Here is a 19267-nt window from a genome sequence, read left to right as displayed (position 1 = left end):
GGCGTCGGAGGTGCGGATGCGACTGGTGGTGGCGCGGGCGCGACCGGCGGCTGCGTTGTGATGGGCTCGGCTTTCGGACGTGGCGGCAACGGTGGCGCTGCGGCGACGCCGGGCGTGCCGTGCTGGCCGGGAATGAAATAGAAATCCTCCGCCAGAGACGACGAAATCCACGGCACCTGCTCGGCGCGCGACGCCCGGGTCACGCCGACGCGGGTCCGGTTCAGCGTTTCCTCGGCGGTCAGGTCGGGAACGCGAATCTCCTTCAGCAACTCGCCGACGAACAGGCTGTGATCCGCGCTGGTATCGCCGATCACCGAACTCAACGCCGCCGAATACATCACCAGCGTGCCGCTCGGCGCGATCACCGGCGCCAGGCCTGCCGAGAAGCTGCGAAAGCGGCGCTCGAACGGATTGCGGCGCGATGCGTCGATCAGCGCGATCTTGACGCCGGCGCCGCGGTTGTTGATCTCGCCCAGGATGGTTTCCAGGCTGAAGCCGTCGCGGCGAACGTCCGCTTCGGTCCATATCTGCGCATTGACCGGTATGAGAAAGCTCTGGCGACCGGACTGGATGCCATATCCGCTGAAGAAGATCAGCGCGACGCTGCCGGGCTTGATGCGGCTGTAAAGGCGTTGAAGCGCGTGGCGCATGGCTTCGCCGGTCAAATTCTCGCCGGTCTCGACGTCGAAGCCGTCATGCTTGAGTTCGTCGGCAACGTCGCGGGCATCGTTGATCGGCTCCTTGAGCGGCGCTTCGCTGTCGGGATAGCTGGCGTTGCCGATCACGAGCGCGATCCGTGCGCTGCCCTTTTCCGTCGCGGCCGGCGCAGCCGCCGGCGCCATCGCAGGCAGCATCGCCAGCATCAACGCCGCCACGCCAGCAGATCGAAGGTTCATGGGACGCCAGTCCACCCGTCAGATGCCGTTCCAGTCCGCGCCGTGGCGACCTTATATGACGCCATCGGCGTTTTCAAACCGGCGGTGCGGCGCTTGTTAACCTCCGGTGAATATTGCGCGTGATGCCTCGACGGATCGTATTCGCGCTGCACGGCCCGAGCGCGGAGCGGTTTGCGGCGCTCCTGCCGGCGTCATTTTTTCTCGGCCTGCTCTTTCCCGGCCATGTTGACGACTTCGACGCGGCGATTTTCCGCAGCGAACGGGTCCGTCGGATTCTTGTAACCCTCCTTTCCATATCCGGCGGAGAGCAGGTTCGCTGCCGGAATATGATACGTCTCGATGAGGAAACGCTTCACGGCTTCGGCCCGGCGTTCGGAGAGATCGTGATTGTAGGCGTCGGATCCCTTGCCGTCGGTATGGCCGCCGAGCATGATGACGGAGCCCGCGAGTTCGTCGCTCGTCAGCGCCTTGCCGAGGCTGTGCAACTGCGGTTCGGTGCGCGGAGTCAGGGCCGCCGAATCGAAATCGAAATTGATGTCCAGATCGATCTTCGGGCGCTGGGCGGCGATCGCCGCCAGATGGTCGCGGTCGTCCAGGGACAGCGAGCGGGTCCTGCCGCGCACGCTTTTGACGAAATCCAGATCGCCCGGGGTCAATGCGGGCTGTGTGGGCGCGCTGAGGCTTCGCGTCCGCGAGACCTTCAGCCCGTCGATGATCTGCTGCGCGGAGAGGTCGCCGGCCGAGACGCTCCGAGGCATTGCCGTTGCAGTCAGGCCGACGGCCAGCATGGCTGCGGCCAGCGTTTTTCCCGATGTCGTCCGACGAGACATGATCTTCTCCCTGTCCTTCATGGCCGCCCCGCGACGAGGACGGCTGCCGCACTCTGTGCCGGGGTGCCGGGCCATACTGTGATCTGCATCACGCCGGTCGATCTAAAAGGATTGGCGCGGCCCCGGCGGTCTGGATTTGACGTCATCGGGTCCGGATTCGTTCAAGACTATTCAATGCGTCCCGGCGCATCAATCCGGCGCGCGGGCGATTCCCGGCGACGCCGGCCGTGACGGGCACGGAACCAGCGGCAGGTTTGCGCGTTGCCATCCTCCTGCCAAGGACGCACCAGAACACAGCAATCGGGAAGGGATGATCGCCGGCAAGCTGCTCGCTTTCCATTCGAGCCGCTCTTCGATCCGCTGTCCGGCGCGAAGTGAGTGCAATTTTGGCGATCATCCCAGCACAACCATTGCCGCGATATGCCGACGCAATCGTCGAGACGGACATTCCCGCACGCCTCGACAGCCTGCGCTGGAGCCTGTTTCATACGCGGGTCGTCACCGCGCTCGGGATCACCTGGATCCTGGACGGGCTGGAGGTGACGCTCGCCGGCGCACTGTCCGGCGCGCTCAAGGACAGTCCCACGCTTCAATTCACCAATTTCGACATCGGCCTCGTCGGCAGCGCGTATCTCGCCGGGGCCGTGCTCGGGGCGCTGGGTTTCGGCTGGCTGACGGACCGCATCGGTCGCAAGAAACTTTTTTTCGTCACGTTGGCACTTTATCTGACCGCGACGGCGGCGACCGCGCTGTCATGGGATCTCGTCAGCTTCGCGCTGTTCCGGTTTCTCACCGGTGCGGGCATCGGGGGCGAATACACAGCGATCAATTCCACGATCCAGGAACTGGTGCCGGCGCGTTATCGCGGATGGACGGATCTGACCATCAACGGCAGCTTCTGGATCGGTGCCGCGCTCGGCGCGGCCGGCGCGATCGTCCTGCTCGATCCGCAGGTGATCGATCCGGAACTGGGCTGGCGGCTTGCATTCCTGACCGGCGCGGTGCTGGGACTGGTGGTGTTTGTGATGCGACTATGGATTCCGGAAAGCCCGCGCTGGCTGATGATTCACGGACGGCCGGATCAGGCGATCCACATCGTCGCCGAGATCGAACGGATGGCGGCGCGCCATCCGGATGCAGCCGCTAACGAAGCGTGGCCGACGATCAGACTTCGGATGCGCGATCACACGCCGCTGCGCGAGGTGGCGCGGACGCTGTTCAGCGCATACCGGCAGCGGTCGCTGGTCGGCCTTGCCTTGATGATCGCGCAGGCGTTCTTCTACAATGCGATCTTCTTCACCTACGCGCTGGTGCTGTCGACCTTCTTCGGCATTCCGGCGGAACGGATCGGCTGGTACGTCCTGCCGTTCGCGGCCGGCAACTTTCTCGGGCCGCTGTTGCTCGGCCGGCTGTTCGATACGATCGGGCGCCGCGCCATGATCGCCTTCACTTACGGGATATCGGGCGTCTTGCTGGCCATATCCGGCTATCTTTTCGCGGCGGGCGCTCTGACCGCGCAGACCCAGACGATCGCATGGATGGTGATATTCTTCTTTGCCTCGCCGGCGGCGAGCGCGGCTTACCTCACCGTGAGCGAGACCTTTCCGCTTGAAGTGCGGGCGCTGGCGATCGCGATGTTTTACGCCATCGGGACGGCGATCGGCGGCGTCGCCGGTCCTGCGCTGTTCGGGGCCTTGATCGACAGCGGCTCGCGTGACAGCGTGTTCGCGGGGTATTGTCTGGGATCGGGATTGATGATCGCCGCCGCGCTGATCGGCTGGCGATACGGAATTGCCGCCGAGCGGCGCCCGCTCGAATCGGTGGCGTCGCCGCTTGCCGTTGTGGAGTCGCGATGAATCAGGATTTGATGGAAACCGTGCCGAAGAAAACCGCCTTCATGGCTGACGACCGCCCTTTAATGCTGCCGCTGCGCACATCCGCGCTGTTGCTCGATATCGACGGTACGTTGCTCGATCTCGCACCGTCGCCGAGCGAAGTTCGGGTGCCGCCGGGGCTCGCCAACTCGCTGTCACGCCTGCTGGAGCAGACGGACGGCGCGCTGGCGCTGGTCAGCGGGCGATCGCTCAGCGATATCGACCGGATATTCGCCCCGATGCTGTTCCCGGCGGTCGGAGGCCATGGCGCGGAGATGCGCATTTCATCCCAAAGCGAAGCCGTGGCTGCGCAAGCGCCGCCGATGAACGAGGACTTGATCCGGCGTTTCGCGGCGATCGCCGGATTGCACGCCGGCATCCTCGTTGAGAACAAGGGCTACTCGCTGGCGCTGCACTACAGAAAGGCTCCGGATGCCGAACGGTCGATCTACGATGCGGTTTCGGCGATACGCGCCGACCTGCCCAACGCGCCGATCGAGGTGCTGCCCGGCAAGCTCGTATGCGAGATCAAGCATTCCGGTTTCACGAAGGCGACCGGCGTCACCGAACTGATGGTCCATGAGCCGTTCAAGGGACGGCGTCCGGTCTTCATCGGCGACGACGTGACCGATGAAACGGTGTTCGCGATCATGCCCGACCTGAAGGGTCTGGCGTTTTCGGTGGGCCGGCGCGCCAAGGGCGTCGACGGCCACTTTCAGGCGCCGAGCGATGTCAGGGCGTGGCTGAGCCGGCTTCTCGATGACGAACAGGCCGTCGCGGAATGATCGATCACGGCCTCGATCTCGCCGTCATCGGCAACTGCCGCACGGCCGCGCTTGTCGATCCCACCGCGCGCCTGGTGTGGTGGTGTTTCCCGCGGTTCGATTCCGATCCGGTGTTCTCGCGCCTGCTTGCGGGACATGAAGAAAAAGGCTTCAGCGATGTCGTGCTGGACGGCATGGTCGATTTCCAGTCGGACTATGTTCGCAACACTGCGATCGTGTCCACGGTCCTGACTGATGGCCGCGGCAATGCGGTGCGGGTCACCGACTTCGCGCCACGCTTCCGGCAGTACGGCCGCATCTTCCGTCCGCCGCAGTTGTTTCGCATCATCGAGCCTGTCGCGGGCTTGCCCCGGATCACGATTCGTATTCGGCCGACCCACACCTACGGCAAGCCGCTCAAGCGGCATTCGATGGGCAGCAATCACATCCGCTACGTCGAGGGAGACGATACGGCGATCCGCGTGACCACGGATGCACCGCTCGCCCTGATCGAAAACGAAACGCCGTTCGTTCTGACGCGGCCGATGCATCTCGTGTTCGGCAACGACGAACCCTTTCCCGGCGATCTGGCGTCGACCGCCCAGCGCTTCGCCGAAGAGACCAGGACCTATTGGCAAAGCTGGGTGCGGCGTCTCTACATCTCCTACGAATGGCAGGAAGCCATCATCCGCGCCGCCGTGACGCTCAAGCTGTCCAACTTCGAGGAGACCGGCGGCATCATCGCCGCGCACACCACCTCCATTCCGGAGGCGCCCGGCTCCGGCCGCACCTGGGACTATCGCTATTGCTGGCTGCGCGATGCCTATTTCGTGGTGAAGGCGCTCAACCGCGTCGGCGCGACGCGGACCATGGAAGATTTCATCGGCTTCACGCTCTCGATCGCATCGAACACCGACGAGGACCTGAAGCCGGTCTACAGCGTGGTCCCGAATCTGCCGCTGGACGAATGGACCGCCGCCGATCTTCAGGGCTACCGCGGCGATGGGCCCGTGCGGGTCGGCAACGCCGCGGTCGACCAGAAACAGCACGACACCTACGGCAGCGCCATCCTGGCGGCGTTGCCGCTGTTCTTCGACCGCCGGCTGCCGCGCCCCGGCGACGAAAGCCTGTTCTCCCTTCTCGAATCGCTCGGCCACAAGGCGGCAAGGGTCGCGATGACGGGCGACGCCGGCATCTGGGAATACCGTGGCCGCCAGCGCGTTCACACTCATTCCGCCGCGATGTGCTGGGCCGGAATCAATCGGCTTGCGGCGATCGCGGAACGGCTGGATCTGCCGGAACGTGCCGCGCACTGGAACGCGGTCGCCGACCCGTTGCACGCCGAGCTGCTGGATCGCGCATGGAATCCGAAGCGCGAGGCCTTCACCTCGGCATTTGGGTCCGATGATCTCGATGCAAGCGTGCTGCTATTGCCCGAGCTCGGCGTTTGCGAGGTCAACGATCCGCGGTTCGTGAAAACCGTCGCCGCCATGGAGCGCGAACTTTTGCGTGAGAAGCATGTGATGCGTTACGCTGCGGAAGACGACTTCGGTGTCCCGGTCACGGCATTCCTGATCTGCCGGTTCTGGCTGATCGATGCGTGGTGGGCGCTCGGACGCCGCGAGGAAGCGCGGGAGGCTTTCGTGGATGCGCTCGCGCATCGCAATCGTTTCGGACTCCTTTCGGAAGACGTGGATCCGAAAACCGGCGCGCTATTCGGGAACTTTCCGCAGACCTATTCCATGGCCGGCCTGATCCTCACCGGCATGAGATTGTCCCGCAACTGGGAGGATCGATACTGGCGCAGTTGAGACCGAAAGAAAAACACTTGTCGTAAACGTCGTGATGACAATGAATATCTTTTCGGTCACGGGAACTTTGAGTATCTTTCTACCTTGCCCGAATTTGGCGTCAATTTGGTTGGAAGGAGGCAAGGAACCATATTGATGAACGAGCGTTTATCGACGGGCAATAAAGGGAGGACCCCTGTGAACCTCGTTGTCGTTTCAAATCGCGTGGCGCGCGCGCGAGCCAATGAGCCCCTGACGGGTGGACTTGCTGCGGCGCTGTTGCCGGTTGTTGAAAAATCAGGCGCGATTTGGGTGGGTTCCAGCGGTCGTGTGCGCGACGGGTTTCACAAGGACACATTTGCAGAAGTCGAGGCCATGGGCGCGGGTGCGCTGGCGTTGCTGGATTTGCCCGCGGCGCATTACGGCGGATATTACGAAGGTTTCGCCAACTCCGCGTTATGGCCGGCGCTGCACTCCCGCTCCGATCTCATTCGCGCCTCGCAGGACGACTATCAATCGTACCGCGAGGTCAACGCCTTCATGGCGCGCGCGCTGATGCGTTTCCGCAAGCCGGATACCGCGTTCTGGATTCAGGATTATCACTTTCTGGCGCTTGGCGCCGAGTTGCGCGATCTCGGTGTGCGGAATCCGATCGGGTTCTTCCTGCATACGCCGTGGCCGGCCCGCGCCGTCGTCGGCGCCGTTCCGCACCATCGCGAACTGGTCGAGGCGATGCTGGCCTACGATCTGATCGGATTCCAGACCGACGACGACTGCGAGAATTTCCTCAGCTATCTTCAGTCCGAGCTCGGTCTCAAGATCGACGATGGCGTCGTGACCTCGCGCTATGGCAAGTCGCGCTGCGCGGTGTTCCCGATCGGAATCGACGTCGAGAAATTCGCGGTGCAGGCCGCCAAGGCCATCACCCATCCCGACGTCTCGCGGTTGCGGCGCAGCCTGAACGGCGAGCAGTTGGCGATCGGTGTCGACCGTCTCGACTATTCCAAGGGGCTGGTGAACCGGATCAACGCATTCGACCGTATGCTGGCTTTGCAGCCAGAGTTGAAGCGCTCCGTCTCCCTGCTGCAGATCGCGACCCCTTCCCGCGGCACGATCGAAGCCTATGGGAACTTGCAGAGCGAACTTGCGAAACTCGTCAGCGACGTCAATGGCCGTCATGGCGAGGCCGACTGGATGCCGATCCGCTATCTCAACCGGGGATTCAATCAGACGGTGCTCGCGGGACTCTATCGCACCGCGCGCGTCGGCGTGGTGACGCCGCTGCATGACGGCATGAATCTGGTCGCCAAGGAATATGTCGCCGCGCAAAACCCGGCTGATCCCGGCGTGCTGGTGTTGTCCAAGTTCGCGGGCGCGGCGAATGAATTGCAGACCGCGCTGCTGGTCAACCCGCACGAAATCGACGGGATGTCGCGCGGCATCGCCACGGCGTTCGCGATGCCGCTGACCGAACGCCGCATGCGCTGGGAAGCCATGATGCGGAAGTTGCGCGCCGGCACCATTCAGCAGTGGTTTGCGGATTTCTCCGACGCGCTCCAGGATGCGCACGCCTCAAACAAGGAATCGGCCGGCGAGCTGCCGGCTGTCGAGTCGCCGAAATCATGGCCGCTGCACGTCGTCGGTTCTCGGAGCGGCGCGCGCGTTCACTAGTAGCAATAGGAAACGCCGTCGAGGATCGCGCAGCGCGTCTTGTTCGGCGCGTTTGGATCGTCGAGAGGCACGGCGCCGTCTCGCCTGCCGACGAACACGCCTGGCCCCACGCGAACTGACGACTTGTTCCCGATGGCGACGCTCGGATGCGGCGATGGGCTTGAGCGCGTCCCGTCGGGCCAGATGATTTCATCGCCTGAGAGAATGCCGCGCCGTCCATCGTTGCAACTCACCGCCGGGCCGTCATGCTTGCACACTTGCGCCGTCGCCGGCGTCGTGGCGACCAGCATGGTGAAGCCAGCAGCGGCGATCAGGGCGATGCGAGTCATCCGGCGCTCCCTCGAAGGCGTTCATGCAGCAAAAAATACATCATATTCTTCATGTATTTATGGAAAATCCCCGTGTCGGAGCACCGCTCTCTTGCAAAAACCGGCATGCCCCGTCATGAGAAGGCGCCCGGAGAGATGGCCGAGTGGCTTAAGGCGCACGCTTGGAAAGCGTGTGTGCGGGAAACCGTACCGTGGGTTCGAATCCCACTCTCTCCGCCATAGCCATGCGGGCGGAGAAGCAAGCTGTCAGGCGAGCGATGGGAGCGAGGTGAATACGCAAGCTCTCGCGCGAATGAACGCCGAGACGCCCGGCAGTCTTGTGCGATTGTCGGCGAGGTTTGCGGGGTCACCGCCCGGGCGTCGCTGGCGCTTGCCGCGCCGCCTGAACAAGTGTTTGCAGCGTCGGACGAGCCGGGGCGAAGAACGTTGTGCCGGTGTGCGGCGTCGAGACATCGAGCAGGCGATCGTAATGGCCCGGCGGGTCGCCTACATACATCCGTTGCAGCATCTTCTCGATTACCCAGAGATATCGGCAATAGCCGATGAAGTAGGTGCCGAACTCTCTCTGCCCCGGGCGACCGAACGGCATGTTGTCTCGCAATATGTCGTATTCGTTGCCCTCAGCGTCCACAATGGTAGTGAGCGACTTGTGCGATTTGCGCGGCGCGTCGTCGTCATCGATTTCAATATTGTCTATTTTCGTGCGACCGATGATCTCCTCCTGGAGAGGCGTTGGAATTCGCCCCCACGCGCTGAGATCGTGCAGATACTTCTGAACGACGACATAACTGCCTCCCGCGAAGTTGGGATCTTCATCGCCTACGAGAGCTGAAGCGGGCAAAGCCAGGCCGGTCGGGTTGGCCGTGCCGTCGACAAAGCCCAGAAGGTCACGCGCGTCGAAATAGCGAAAGCCCGAAACTTCGTCGACGACGGTCACGCCGTCGCTGAGATTGTCGAGCAGAATGCGTTCAAATTCGAAGCACAGATCGGGACGCTCAGATCGGATATGGAAAAGAAGATCACCCGGCGTCGACGGCGCCACGTGGGCAGCTCCCTCAATCCGCGCAAATGGTCTCAGTTCCTGCGGCCGCTGGTCGAAATGAAGACGATCCCAGAAAGCGCGACCGATTCCGACGATGCACGACAGCCGGGCGGGAAGATCGCGGAATCCGACGGTCTTGATTAGATCATCAAGACCGTCCAGCACGGAGCAGACCTTTGCGAGAGCGGTTTGTTCGCTAGCGACGGTGACCACCAGAAAAACGGCTGCCCGCGACAGGGGCGCGTCGATGCTTTGTGCGTCGATCGGCACCCTGTCCCAATTCTTTTCCGACATTCCGACGCTCCGTCCGGGCTTTGATAGCTATAGCAGCGTGAACCTGATTATCGTCGCTATCCCGTACGACCCGTCAAATCACCTAATATATTGGTTCTTCGGGTAATTTCCTCAGAGGCGCAGTTTTCGCGCGCCGTGCGTCAATTCAAGCGGTTCGGAAACGGAATCTCACCATCGACCGAGAAGTGCTGGAATTCGTCTTTCAACGACGGGTCGCCAAACCGCTCCTGCAAGGCGAACGCGGCCTCTCTGCTCGGGCATGGCATTACCTCGCCTTTCACGTTGTGCGGGTCCGGCGGTGCTTCGCGCTTGATGGGCATCATCGCAAAGCCGCATTTTGCCTGGGCATCGGGCCACAAGGCGAACACGATGCTGCAACGCGCAAAACTTTCGCGAAGAAACGAATCGTCTTTTTGCATCAATCGATTAAAAGCCTCGGCGCCGTGTTCCAGGGCCCGGCGCAGCGAGCCGACCACGAAGCCATTGAATTCATCATCCTCGATCATTGATCTTCCTCTAGCCTCGATAGGGAATTGATTTGCTGCCCTGCACGGCAAGCACGTTTCCGATAACATATCGCGAGAATCGATCAATGACGTCCTGCGTGGCCGATGTTTCAAATATCGCGCCGTTCAGGTGGAATATGTCCAAGCGCCAGCGTTTGAACGCCATTTCAAGCCCCCTGTTTTCGGTCGTAGCCAACGATTCCGGCGACGGCGGGGGGCAGGATAGGGTGCGGCAGGAAACGGACCGATTGCTGAATGGAGCCACCGCATGATCAAGGTTCAACGCGTCGGCGAGGGCGAGTTCGAGGTTGTGGTCCGCGACGGAAACGGCGAGAGCCGCCACCACGTCACGATGTCTGACGCCAAGGGCAAGCAGCTGACAGCCGGCAAGCACACGCCCGAGCGCTGCATCGAGGCCGCTTTTCGCTTTCTGCTCGACCGGGAGCCCAAGGAGTCGATCCTCGCGCGCTTCGATATTTCGGTGATTTCACGCTACTTCCCTGAATTCGAGCAGGAGCTGCCGCGCTATCTCACCCGGCTTTGATGACCTCGCGGCCTCGCTGTATTCGCGGCAATGCAGAGGATGCGTTCACGGTTGCACGGGGTATTCCGCTGTGCTTGTTTGCGGCGTCATCGGTGCCTCCCGAAGGAGGTGAAACGGGAACGCGGTGCGGGGGTGACCCCAACGCCGCGGCTGCCCCCGCAACTGTAAGCGGCCATCCGCGTCCATTCCGCTGCGAACATGCCGCGCATGTGAGGAACGGATCCCGACAACGGCCGCGAGCCAGGAGACCGGCCGGTGACGCTTTCCCGAGCATGATCCCGAAAAGCGGCAACCGGTTTTCGGCTAAGGTCATGCTCGATCAAAGGAAAAGGCAGATTCTGGTTCAACGCGGTTGAATCAGAACTCTGGCGCGCGCGACGGTGGGTCGGCGGAAAGGGCGTCATGGTCTCCCGAGTTTTGGGGTTCCCGAGCTGTGCTGCCGGGCCGGCCGGTCCGATGGTTTGCCGCGCTTCCAGAGACACATGGTGATGCAGGACATCGCGGCCCGCCGGCGAGCGGTCGTGACGGTCGCGCTGTGTGCGGGGGTCGCGGTTTTGACGCTGGTGTCATTGGGTGTCGGCCCCGTGAAGTTGTCGCCGGTCGCCGTTCTCGAAGCCTTGTTCGGCGGCGGCAGCGAGGTTCAGCGAATCATCGTGCAGGACATCCGATTGCCGCGCGCGATCCTCGGGCTCGCGATCGGCGCCATTCTCGGTTTGTCGGGGGCTGCCCTGCAGGGACTGTTGCGCAATCCCTTGGCATCGCCCTCCCTGTTCGGCGCGCCGCAGGCGGCGGCATTCGGCGCGGTGCTGGTCATTGCGCTCGGGGGGATCGATGTGCGGTCCTTCATGCTTCCAGTCGCCGCCATCACCGCGGCATTTGTTTCCGTATTCGTGCTGCTCGCGATCGCCGGACGCAATGCCAGCCTGCTGATCCTGATCCTCGCCGGGCTTGCGATCTCCTCGCTCGCAGGAGCCGCGACGTCGCTCACCATGAACCTGTCGCGCAATCCGTTCGCTGCGCTGGAGATCGCATTCTGGCTGCTGGGCTCGCTGGAAGACCGCAGCTTCCGCCATGTTGCGCTGGCACTGCCGTTCATCGTCGCGGGCGCCGCGATCCTGATGAGCCGGCGGCATGCGTTTCGCGCGCTCAGCCTGGGTGAGGAATCCGCGCGGAGTCTCGGCGTCGATGTCGGCCGGTTGCGGTTGTGGGCGATTCTCGGCGTTGCGCTCGGCGTCGGCGGCGCGGTGGCGGTCGCGGGCGCCATCGGCTTCATCGGCCTGGTCGCGCCGCATCTGATGCGTCCGCTGATCGGTTACGATCCCGCGCGGCTGATGGTGCCGAGCGCGCTGACCGGCGCTGCGCTGCTGCTTGCGGCCGATGTTGCGGTCCGCCTCATTCCCTCGACGTCGGATATCAAGGTCGGCGTGCTGACCGCGCTGATCGGCGTGCCGTTCTTCCTGTATCTGATCGTGCGCGAGCGTCGCGCGCTGGGCGGAGGCCTCGCATGAGCAAAGCCGCCATTCTCACTGCCTCCTCGCTGTCGGTGAGTCTCGGAAAGCGATCTGTCCTGAGCGACATTTCGCTGGCGCTTCCTGGCGGCCGCCTTGTCGCGCTGGTGGGGCCGAACGGCGCCGGCAAGACAACGTTGCTGCGGGCGCTGGCGGGCCTGTTGCCATCCGACGGCACGATCGAGGTTTGCGGCGATGCGCTGTCTTCGCTCGCCCTTGATGCGCGCGCGCGCCGGTTCGCCTACCTGCCGCAGGGTCACCAGATGCACTGGCCGCTGCCGGTGCGGGATATCGTGGCGCTCGGGCGCTATCCGCATGGCGCTGTCGATCCGGCGCGGCTGGCCGGGCCGGACGCCGCGGCGGTGATGCGGGCGATGCAGGCGACCGACGTGACAGGTTTGAGCGATCGCCCGGTGACGGAATTGTCCGGCGGCGAGCGCAGCCGGGTGGCGCTGGCGCGGGTGCTGGCCGTGGACGCCCCGGTTGTGCTGGCCGATGAGCCGACCGCGTCGCTCGATCCGCGCTACCAGATCGAGGTCATGACCAGGCTGCGGACCGCGGCCGACAACGGAACGCTCGTCATCGTGGTAACGCACGATCTCGGGCTCGCGGCGCGGTTTTCGGATATCGCTCTCGTGCTGTCCGAGGGGCGTCTGGTGTCGCAGGGGCCGCCTGCCGAGGCGCTTTCGGAGGCAGTCATCGAGAACATCTTTCGCGTCAGGATCTATCGGGCGGACTATCAACGCGAAACCGTCATCGTGCCATGGTCGGAGGCGTGATCGCGATGCCGCCTGTCACGTGGTTGCATCGCCCTTGCAAGGCGATCCCGGCCTGCATCGCGCGAAGCAGCGGCGGTTTTGTCGCGGCCGTTCTCATGTTGATCTTGGGGATCGGCGTGCAGGCGCAGGCCGCCGATCTGCCGCGCGTTGCATCGATCAACGTCTGCACCGACCAGCTTTTGCTGACGCTTGCCGATCCCGCTCAGATCGTCGGTCTCAGTCCCTACGCGCGGGATGCCGCGCGCTCCTGGGCGGCGGCCGAGGCGCGGACATATCGGCGGCTGTCCGGCGAAGCGGAAGACCTGCTGACGCTCAAACCGGATGTGGTCGTCGCCGCCCTCTACATGAAGCGCGCGACGCGCGAATTGCTGAAGCGCCAGGGGATGAGGGTCGCCGAGTTCGATATCGCAAGATCGATCGACGACGTGAAGGAGCAAATCCGCCGGATGGGCGATCTCGTCAGGCATCCGGATCGCGCGGAAGCCCAGGTCGCGCGTCTCGATGCCGCGATCGCCCGCGCGAGACAAGCGGTGGCACGCAAACGCTATCGGGTGCTGGCGCTGTCGCGACGCGGCTGGGTTTCGGGCGATGACAGCATCACCAGCGCGTTGCTCTCGATCACCGGGCTGTCGAATGCTGCGGCCGGCCTCGGCAGCCAGTCCAGCGGGTTTGCCACGCTCGAAGCCATTGTGGCCGATCGGCCGGACTTCATCCTGATATCCGACGGCCGCGACGTCGCGGAGGACGAAGGCAGCGCGCTGCTGCTGCATCCGGCGCTCGAAAAGCTGTATCCGCCGTCGCGGCGCCTCGTGATTCCGGAAGACCTCACGGTATGCGGCGGGCCGATGCTGTCCGAGGCGCTGGACCGGCTGGTCGCGGAGCTGAAGCGGGTCGGAGGCTAGCGGCATGATCCCGAAAAGTGGACCGGTTTTCGGAAAAGATCATGCTCAAACAAAAGGATAAACGACGGGTCTGATTCAACTCAGTTGAATGGACTCGAGGCCCCTATGCCCGCGCGCGCTCGTTGCGAATGGTCTGCAACTCCACCGGGCGATCGGGAATTGCGATCCGGAAGGTCGCGCCGATGGTGCCTTCCACCAGATTGACCTCGCCGCCGTGCGCGCGCACCAGTTCCGCCGCGATGGCCAGGCCGAGGCCGCTGCCGCCCGGGCGCACCGAACCCTGGAAAGCCTCGAACAGGTGGTTGCGCGCCTGTTGCGGCACGCCGGGTCCGGTATCGGAGACCTCGATGATCGTCACCGAACCTTCGCGGCGGCCGGTGATCCTGATTTGCCGGGCCGCTGCGTCGCCTTGCGGCTGACTTTCCAGAGCCTGCGCCGCGTTGCGCACCAGGTTGAGCAGAATGCGGAAAAGCTGATCCGGATCGGCGTCGATGGTGAGGCCGCGCTCGATCGCGTTGACCCAGGTGATCGATCCTTCCGCGGCAAGTCCCGCCGATTCGCGCACCTCGTTGACGATCGGCTCGATCGCCATTTTCCGCCGGTCGGGTGCGGCCTCCTGCGCGCGGCCGTAGGACAAGGTCGACTGGCAGAATGCGATGGCGCGCTCCAGCGAGCGCATCAGCTTCGGCGCGAACCGCTGCACCCGCGGATCGGGCACGCTGGCGAGCTGATCGGACAGCAACTGCGAGGACGCCAGCAGATTGCGGAGATCGTGATTGATCTTCGAGACCGCGAGGCCGAGCGCCGCGAGCCGGCTTTTCTGATGCAGCATCGACACCAGGTCGCGCTGCATGTCGGAGAGTTCACGCTCGGCGACGCCGATTTCGTCGCCCCGCTGCGACGGCGCGATGATCCGCGCCGAACTCTCGGGATTTTGGTGAAAGCCCACGAGATTCGCGGTCAGGCGCCGCATCGGGCGGACGAACAGATAGTGCAGCGCCAGATAGACCAGCGCCGCGGTGAGCACCGCGATCGCCAGCGAGACCAGCAACAGGTTGCGCGAAAAACGGTACATCGACTGGCGCAAGGGCAGCTCGTCGGTGACGACTTCGATGAATTGCGCGCCGCGCGGCCCCGGTCCGATGATGCGGATCGCCTGGTTGCCGCTCTCCAGCATGGTTTCGAACGAGCCCATGACGGCCGACCACGGCGTCATGGTGCGGATGTCGATGTCATGGTCGATCGCCGCCGGCAGATCGGCGCTGGCGAGCAGGCGGCGCTGCTGGCCCATCTTGATGGCGACGGCCCGCGCGCCGATGCTGCCGAGAATTTGCCGTGCGAGCGAATCGGGCACGGTGCCAGACGGCGCCGCGTCGAGCACCAGCGCGGCCGTGTTCGCGGCCGCCAGCCGGTCGTTGAGCCGGTTCATCCGGAAGTTGGCGATCGCGGGGACGTAGATCAGGACTTCAGCGATCATCACCAGCGGAATCGTCAGCAGCAGCAGCTTGCCGGACAGGCCGAGCCGGCCGCGCAATGACAAACGCGCTGCCCGCACCCGGAGTTGTTCGATCGCCTGTGACACGGCTGCCCTCCGCGGACCTGCGGCAAACTGACAGTGATCCGCATTTGTCCCGAACCGGTGCCCGGGAAAACTGCTGAAACACGTAAATAATATAAACCCAATGCGGGATTTGGCCAATTCGGCCATCGCCGCGAAACGCTACAGGGCAAGATTGACGAAAAGAGGTCGCTCCCTTATAAGCCGCGCCAACTGTCCGCGATGCCCCGGTTTCAACCGGGGCGGCTCGTTCGGGCCGAAATCGGCTTGGTTCGGGTCGGCATTCCCGGGCTTAACCTCAATATCAGGCGACTTGCCCGGTCAGCGGAGATCCCCGTGAAACGGACTTATCAACCCAGCAAACTGGTGCGCAAGCGCCGTCACGGCTTTCGTGCCCGGCTCGCGACGACCGGCGGCCGCAAGGTTCTCGCCGCGCGGCGCGCACGCGGCCGCAAGCGCCTGAGCGCCTGAGCGAATCTGCCCGAGATTTCATCATGGAGCGGTTGAGGCAGCGGGCGGATTTCCTCGCCGTTGCCAGCGGGCTGCGGGTGAACACGCCCGCCTTCGTGGTACAAAATCGCCGCCGCGACGATGACGGCCCGATCAGGATCGGCTTCACGGTGACCAAGAAGAACGGCACCGCGACCGAGCGAAACCGCATCCGCCGCAGGCTTCGCGAATTGGTGAAGCGCGTGGACGCCTTATCCATGCGACCGCACAGCGATTATGTGGTAATCGGCCGCCGTGCTGCGCTCGAGCGCGGTTTCGCCGTCATGCTCGCTGACCTGCGTTCGGCGTTCCGCCGCCTCGACCGCCAGCATCCAGGATGATCGCGGCGTCAAGATCGGCGGTATCAACGGCGAACCGAGCTGCAACCCGAACCGAATGACGAGACCCTGAACGATGTCTGACAACCGCAACACCATCATCGCCGTCGTTCTGTCGGGCCTCATTCTGATCGCCTGGCAGTATTTCTACAACATCCCGCAGATGGAAAAGGATCGCGTCGCGCAGCAGGCGCAGAGCCAGACGGACAAGTCCCAGACCGAGCCGGCGAAAAATTCGGCCGCGCCCAATCACGCTGCGGCGGAAACCACGACGGTCAGCCGCGACGCCGCCATTGCGGCCACCCCGCGAATCAAGATCGACACCCCCCGTCTGAGCGGAAGCATTTCGCTGAAGGGCGCGCGCATCGACGATCTTCTGCTGACCAAGTTCCGCGAGACCGTCGACCCCGCCTCGCCTGCGATCGAGCTGTTTTCGCCCTCCGGCACGGCCAATCCGTATTATGCCGAATTCGGATGGGTCCCGGCCGCCGGATCGACCGTGAAGCTGCCGGACCAGAACACGGTGTGGCAGCAGGAAGGGTCGGGCGCGCTGACGCAGTCCACCCCGGTCACTCTGAAGTATGACAACGGCGAAGGGCTGACTTTCCGTCGCACCGTCGCGGTGGACGACCATTACCTGTTCACGATCAAGGATGACGTCACGAACGCCGGCAGTGCGCCGGTGACGCTGTATCCGTTCGCGCTGATTTCGCGGCACGGCACGCCGGCGGTTTCGGGCTACTACATCCTGCATGAAGGCCTTATCGGCTATCTTGGCGACCAGAAGCTGCAGGAATACACCTACAAGAAGATCGACGAAGCCAAATCGGTGAGCTTCAATGTCACCAACGGCTGGCTCGGCATCACCGACAAGTACTGGGCCTCGGCGTTGCTGCCCGACACCAGCGCGCGATTGCAGGCCCGCTTCTCATCCAACCAGACCGGCTCGGTCAAGACCTACCAGACCGACTATCTGGAGGACGCGCAGACCATCCCGGCCGGCGGCACCGGTTCGGCAAATACGCGCCTGTTCGCCGGCGCCAAGGAAGCCAGCGTCGTCGGCATCAATTTTCCGTTCGTGCAGCTCGGCGGCTACAACAAGCAGCTCGGCCTCAACCATTTCGACCTGCTGATCGATTGGGGGTGGTTCTACTTCATCACCAAGCCGATGTTCCTGGCGCTGGATTTCTTCTTCCATGTGTTCGGCAATTTCGGCATCGCGATCCTGCTTGTGACCGTGCTGGTCAAGCTGATCTTCTTCCCGCTCGCCAACAAGTCCTACGCCTCGATGGCGAAGATGAAGGCGGTCCAGCCGCAGATCAACGCGCTGAAAGAGCGCTTTCCCGACGACAAGATGAAGCTGCAGCAGGAGATGATGGAGATCTACAAGAAGGAGAAGATCAACCCGATCTCGGGCTGTCTTCCGGTCGTCTTGCAGATCCCGGTGTTCTTCTCGCTCTACAAGGTGCTGTTCGTGACCATCGAAATGCGTCACGCGCCGTTCTTCGCCTGGATCAAGGACCTGTCCGCGCCCGATCCGACCCACGTCTTCAACCTGTTCGGGTTGCTGCCCTACGATCCCTCGGCGGTGCCGTTGCTTGGCCCCTATCTGGCGATCGGCGCGTGGCCCATCATCATGGGCATCACGATGTGGTTCCAGATGAAGCTGAATCCGACGCCGCCGGACCCGACCCAGAAGATCATCTTCGACTGGATGCCGGTGATCTTCACCTTCATGCTCGCCGCGTTCCCGGCCGGTCTCGTGATCTACTGGGCCTGGAACAACACGCTGTCGGTGATCCAGCAGAGCTTCATCATGCGCCGCAATGGCGTGAAGGTGGAACTGTTCAACAACGTGAAGTCCACCTTCCGCCGCAAATCCTCCGACAAGCCGGCGAAGACGACGTAGAGTTTCATGGTCGCTGCCGCGCGAAGCTCACGGGCGATGCGTAGCGTCCTCCCGACCCGCGATGAAGCAGTCCTGGGCCGGGACGCGCCATGCCGGATGCTTCGCCCGCGACACCGGCAAAGCCGGATCTGCCGAGATCTCGGAAATGACGCTTGTGAAAGCCCTCGCATGACGACGGATACCGATGCGGAGCTGATGGAGCGGGGCCGCAGGCTGTTTGCCGGCGACTGGCAATTCATCTGGGCGTCGCCGTCGATCGAAACGCTGCCGCCGATGTCCGGCCTCGAGGTCGCATTCGCCGGACGCTCCAACGTCGGCAAGTCCAGCCTGATCAACGCGCTGACCGGCCGCAGCACGCTGGCCCGGACCTCCCGCACTCCGGGCCGCACCCAGGAACTGATTTTCTTCGAGGGTCCGAAGGGCGCCGGCGTCCGGCTGGTCGACATGCCCGGCTACGGCTTTGCGTCGGCGCCGAAAGCCAGAATCGCATCGTGGACCTCGCTGATCCACCAATTCCTGCTCGGGCGGGCGAGCCTCGCGCGCGTCTACGTGTTGATCGACTCCCGCCATGGCATCAAGGATACCGACCAGGACATCCTGACCACGCTCGACAGGTCCGCGGTCAGCTACCAGGTGGTGCTGACCAAGGCCGACGAGGTGAAGGGCGCCGAGATGGCCGAGCGTATGGATGCGACCAGGACGCTGCTCGCCAGACATCCCGCGGCCTTCCCGGACGTGCTGGTCACCTCGTCGCGCACGGGAGCCGGGATGCCGGAATTGCGCGCCGCCATGGCCCGCCTGATTGGAGAACGCCAGCGATGACGCACCTCGGTTGGTTTCGCATCATCGTATTGGTGGCGGGGTTGATGGGCGCCGCCGGCGTCATCCTGGCCGCGGTCGCGGCGCACAAGGCGGGCGGCACCCTTCTGCCCGCGGCCTCGTCGATGCTGCTGTTTCATGCGCCCGCCGCGCTTCTGGCGGCGCTTTTGGCGGATCGGCAGATCGTTCGTCCACGTCTGGGTCTTGTCGCCGCCAGCGGCTTTGTCGCCGGCGCGACCCTGTTCAGTACCGACCTGACCGTGCTGCAATTCCTCGGACACCGGCTTTTCCCGATGGCCGCGCCGTCGGGAGGAACGCTGATGATCCTGAGCTGGCTCTTGATCGCGCTCGCCGCCGTCTGGCCGCGCGCCGCGGCCCGTCCCTGACGACGGATTGCGAGCCGGCGGCTTTGCGGTCCCGCCGTC

Annotated in this window: 19 protein-coding genes, 1 tRNA gene, 1 pseudogene and 1 riboswitch (1 of these 22 cut by a window edge); of the genes and pseudogenes, 14 read left to right on the top strand and 7 right to left on the bottom strand. The window is 63.8% G+C overall.

The window, feature by feature from the left end:
• Both BGN91_RS03120 and BGN91_RS03115 read right to left on the bottom strand, forming a co-directional pair.
• Positions 1-896, bottom strand: a pseudogene (locus BGN91_RS03120) (caspase family protein); it reaches 558 nt to the left of the window's first position.
• Between the two features lie 191 nt (positions 897-1087).
• Entirely contained in the window at positions 1088-1726 is a 639-nt protein-coding gene (locus BGN91_RS03115; protein WP_292610489.1) for an OmpA family protein, read from the bottom strand.
• Positions 1727-2112: 386 nt separating this feature from the next.
• Here BGN91_RS03115 and BGN91_RS03110 point away from each other — a divergent pair, with 386 nt between their 5' ends.
• The 4 genes from BGN91_RS03110 (at position 2113) to BGN91_RS03095 (ending at position 7825) form a co-directional block, all read left to right on the top strand.
• The gene (locus tag BGN91_RS03110; protein WP_292610488.1) at positions 2113-3582 is read left to right on the top strand and encodes an MFS transporter; all 1470 of its coding nucleotides are present in this window, start codon (positions 2113-2115) and stop codon (positions 3580-3582) included.
• Between the two features lie 41 nt (positions 3583-3623).
• Positions 3624-4385 (top strand): trehalose-phosphatase, encoded by a 762-nt coding sequence (gene otsB / locus BGN91_RS03105; protein ID WP_292610493.1) that lies wholly within the window; start codon positions 3624-3626, stop codon positions 4383-4385.
• Positions 4382-6175, top strand: coding sequence for a glycoside hydrolase family 15 protein (locus BGN91_RS03100; protein WP_292610487.1), 1794 nt, complete (start codon positions 4382-4384; stop codon positions 6173-6175). The genes otsB and BGN91_RS03100 overlap by 4 nt, the downstream gene beginning before the upstream one ends.
• A gap of 177 nt (positions 6176-6352) precedes the next feature.
• Positions 6353-7825, top strand: coding sequence for a trehalose-6-phosphate synthase (locus tag BGN91_RS03095; RefSeq protein WP_292610486.1), 1473 nt, complete (start codon positions 6353-6355; stop codon positions 7823-7825).
• Here the strand turns inward: BGN91_RS03095 and BGN91_RS03090 are convergent.
• Positions 7822-8115 carry a hypothetical protein gene (locus tag BGN91_RS03090; protein ID WP_292610492.1) on the bottom strand — a complete coding sequence of 98 codons (294 nt, stop codon included), beginning with the start codon at positions 8113-8115 and terminating at the stop codon, positions 7822-7824. The two genes, BGN91_RS03095 and BGN91_RS03090, sit on opposite strands and share 4 nt — an antisense overlap.
• Positions 8116-8283: 168 nt before the next feature.
• Here BGN91_RS03090 and BGN91_RS03085 point away from each other — a divergent pair.
• Positions 8284-8373: transfer RNA gene (locus tag BGN91_RS03085), tRNA-Ser, on the top strand.
• Between the two features lie 127 nt (positions 8374-8500).
• Here the strand turns inward: BGN91_RS03085 and BGN91_RS03080 are convergent.
• From BGN91_RS03080 to BGN91_RS03070, 3 genes are all read right to left on the bottom strand, one after another.
• Entirely contained in the window at positions 8501-9490 is a 990-nt protein-coding gene (locus BGN91_RS03080; RefSeq protein ID WP_292610485.1) for a Dyp-type peroxidase, read from the bottom strand.
• A 140-nt stretch (positions 9491-9630) separates the two neighbouring features.
• Positions 9631-9996, bottom strand: a complete 366-nt coding sequence (locus tag BGN91_RS03075; RefSeq protein ID WP_292610484.1) for a hypothetical protein — start codon at positions 9994-9996, stop codon at positions 9631-9633.
• A 10-nt stretch (positions 9997-10006) separates the two neighbouring features.
• On the bottom strand, positions 10007-10162 hold the full coding sequence (locus tag BGN91_RS03070) for a hypothetical protein (RefSeq protein ID WP_292610483.1): 156 nt from the start codon (positions 10160-10162) through the stop codon (positions 10007-10009).
• Positions 10163-10264: 102 nt separating this feature from the next.
• On the opposite strand from BGN91_RS03070, the gene BGN91_RS03065 reads away from it, so the two are divergent.
• From BGN91_RS03065 to BGN91_RS03050, 4 genes are all read left to right on the top strand, one after another.
• A complete protein-coding gene (locus BGN91_RS03065) occupies positions 10265-10540 on the top strand; it encodes a hypothetical protein (RefSeq protein WP_292610482.1) in 276 nt (91 codons plus the stop codon).
• A 73-nt stretch (positions 10541-10613) separates the two neighbouring features.
• A riboswitch (cobalamin riboswitch) is annotated at positions 10614-10812 on the top strand.
• A 210-nt stretch (positions 10813-11022) separates the two neighbouring features.
• Positions 11023-12048 carry an iron ABC transporter permease gene (locus BGN91_RS03060; protein WP_292610481.1) on the top strand — a complete coding sequence of 342 codons (1026 nt, stop codon included), beginning with the start codon at positions 11023-11025 and terminating at the stop codon, positions 12046-12048.
• On the top strand, positions 12045-12827 hold the full coding sequence (locus tag BGN91_RS03055) for an ABC transporter ATP-binding protein (RefSeq protein ID WP_292610480.1): 783 nt from the start codon (positions 12045-12047) through the stop codon (positions 12825-12827). The genes BGN91_RS03060 and BGN91_RS03055 overlap by 4 nt, the downstream gene beginning before the upstream one ends.
• Before the next feature lie 95 nt (positions 12828-12922).
• Positions 12923-13729, top strand: coding sequence for an ABC transporter substrate-binding protein (locus BGN91_RS03050; RefSeq protein ID WP_292610491.1), 807 nt, complete (start codon positions 12923-12925; stop codon positions 13727-13729).
• A 103-nt stretch (positions 13730-13832) separates the two neighbouring features.
• Here BGN91_RS03050 and BGN91_RS03045 read toward each other — a convergent pair whose 3' ends face one another.
• The gene (locus BGN91_RS03045; RefSeq protein WP_292610479.1) at positions 13833-15311 is read right to left on the bottom strand and encodes a HAMP domain-containing sensor histidine kinase; all 1479 of its coding nucleotides are present in this window, start codon (positions 15309-15311) and stop codon (positions 13833-13835) included.
• A 312-nt stretch (positions 15312-15623) separates the two neighbouring features.
• Here BGN91_RS03045 and rpmH point away from each other — a divergent pair, with 312 nt between their 5' ends.
• The 5 genes from rpmH to BGN91_RS03020 all read left to right on the top strand — a co-directional run bounded on the left by rpmH (position 15624) and on the right by BGN91_RS03020 (position 19228).
• Positions 15624-15758, top strand: coding sequence for a 50S ribosomal protein L34 (rpmH, locus tag BGN91_RS03040; protein ID WP_006609582.1), 135 nt, complete (start codon positions 15624-15626; stop codon positions 15756-15758).
• A 23-nt stretch (positions 15759-15781) separates the two neighbouring features.
• Complete coding sequence (rnpA, locus tag BGN91_RS03035) at positions 15782-16117, top strand: ribonuclease P protein component (protein ID WP_292610478.1); 336 nt, start codon at positions 15782-15784, stop codon at positions 16115-16117.
• Positions 16118-16190: 73 nt separating this feature from the next.
• Positions 16191-18023, top strand: a complete 1833-nt coding sequence (gene yidC, locus BGN91_RS03030; protein WP_292610477.1) for a membrane protein insertase YidC — start codon at positions 16191-16193, stop codon at positions 18021-18023.
• Positions 18024-18191: 168 nt separating this feature from the next.
• On the top strand, positions 18192-18845 hold the full coding sequence (gene yihA, locus BGN91_RS03025) for a ribosome biogenesis GTP-binding protein YihA/YsxC (protein ID WP_292610476.1): 654 nt from the start codon (positions 18192-18194) through the stop codon (positions 18843-18845).
• Positions 18842-19228: a DUF423 domain-containing protein gene (locus BGN91_RS03020; RefSeq protein ID WP_292610475.1), complete on the top strand. Its 387-nt coding sequence runs from the start codon at positions 18842-18844 to the stop codon at positions 19226-19228. The genes yihA and BGN91_RS03020 overlap by 4 nt, the downstream gene beginning before the upstream one ends.
• Positions 19229-19267: the final 39 nt, after the last annotated feature.

The organism is Nitrobacter sp. 62-13 (genome assembly GCF_001896955.1).
Classification (GTDB): Bacteria; Pseudomonadota; Alphaproteobacteria; order Rhizobiales; family Xanthobacteraceae; genus Nitrobacter.
The sequence above is the reverse complement of the archived record's forward strand: the minus strand, read 5'-3'. Positions and strand labels throughout refer to the sequence as shown.

Excerpts from the sequence above, each read along its gene's own strand:
- BGN91_RS03115 (WP_292610489.1), bottom strand. The coding sequence starts at position 1,726 with ATGTCTCGTCGGACGACATCGGGAAAAACGCTGGCCGCAGCCATGCTG.
- otsB (WP_292610493.1), top strand. The coding sequence starts at position 3,624 with ATGGCTGACGACCGCCCTTTAATGCTGCCGCTGCGCACATCCGCGCTG.
- BGN91_RS03100 (WP_292610487.1), top strand. The coding sequence starts at position 4,382 with ATGATCGATCACGGCCTCGATCTCGCCGTCATCGGCAACTGCCGCACG.
- BGN91_RS03090 (WP_292610492.1), bottom strand. The coding sequence starts at position 8,115 with ATGCTGGTCGCCACGACGCCGGCGACGGCGCAAGTGTGCAAGCATGAC.
- BGN91_RS03080 (WP_292610485.1), bottom strand. The coding sequence starts at position 9,490 with ATGTCGGAAAAGAATTGGGACAGGGTGCCGATCGACGCACAAAGCATC.
- BGN91_RS03075 (WP_292610484.1), bottom strand. The coding sequence starts at position 9,996 with ATGATCGAGGATGATGAATTCAATGGCTTCGTGGTCGGCTCGCTGCGC.
- BGN91_RS03070 (WP_292610483.1), bottom strand. The coding sequence starts at position 10,162 with ATGGCGTTCAAACGCTGGCGCTTGGACATATTCCACCTGAACGGCGCG.
- BGN91_RS03065 (WP_292610482.1), top strand. The coding sequence starts at position 10,265 with ATGATCAAGGTTCAACGCGTCGGCGAGGGCGAGTTCGAGGTTGTGGTC.
- BGN91_RS03060 (WP_292610481.1), top strand. The coding sequence starts at position 11,023 with ATGGTGATGCAGGACATCGCGGCCCGCCGGCGAGCGGTCGTGACGGTC.
- BGN91_RS03055 (WP_292610480.1), top strand. The coding sequence starts at position 12,045 with ATGAGCAAAGCCGCCATTCTCACTGCCTCCTCGCTGTCGGTGAGTCTC.
- BGN91_RS03050 (WP_292610491.1), top strand. The coding sequence starts at position 12,923 with ATGTTGATCTTGGGGATCGGCGTGCAGGCGCAGGCCGCCGATCTGCCG.
- rnpA (WP_292610478.1), top strand. The coding sequence starts at position 15,782 with ATGGAGCGGTTGAGGCAGCGGGCGGATTTCCTCGCCGTTGCCAGCGGG.
- yidC (WP_292610477.1), top strand. The coding sequence starts at position 16,191 with ATGTCTGACAACCGCAACACCATCATCGCCGTCGTTCTGTCGGGCCTC.
- yihA (WP_292610476.1), top strand. The coding sequence starts at position 18,192 with ATGACGACGGATACCGATGCGGAGCTGATGGAGCGGGGCCGCAGGCTG.
- BGN91_RS03020 (WP_292610475.1), top strand. The coding sequence starts at position 18,842 with ATGACGCACCTCGGTTGGTTTCGCATCATCGTATTGGTGGCGGGGTTG.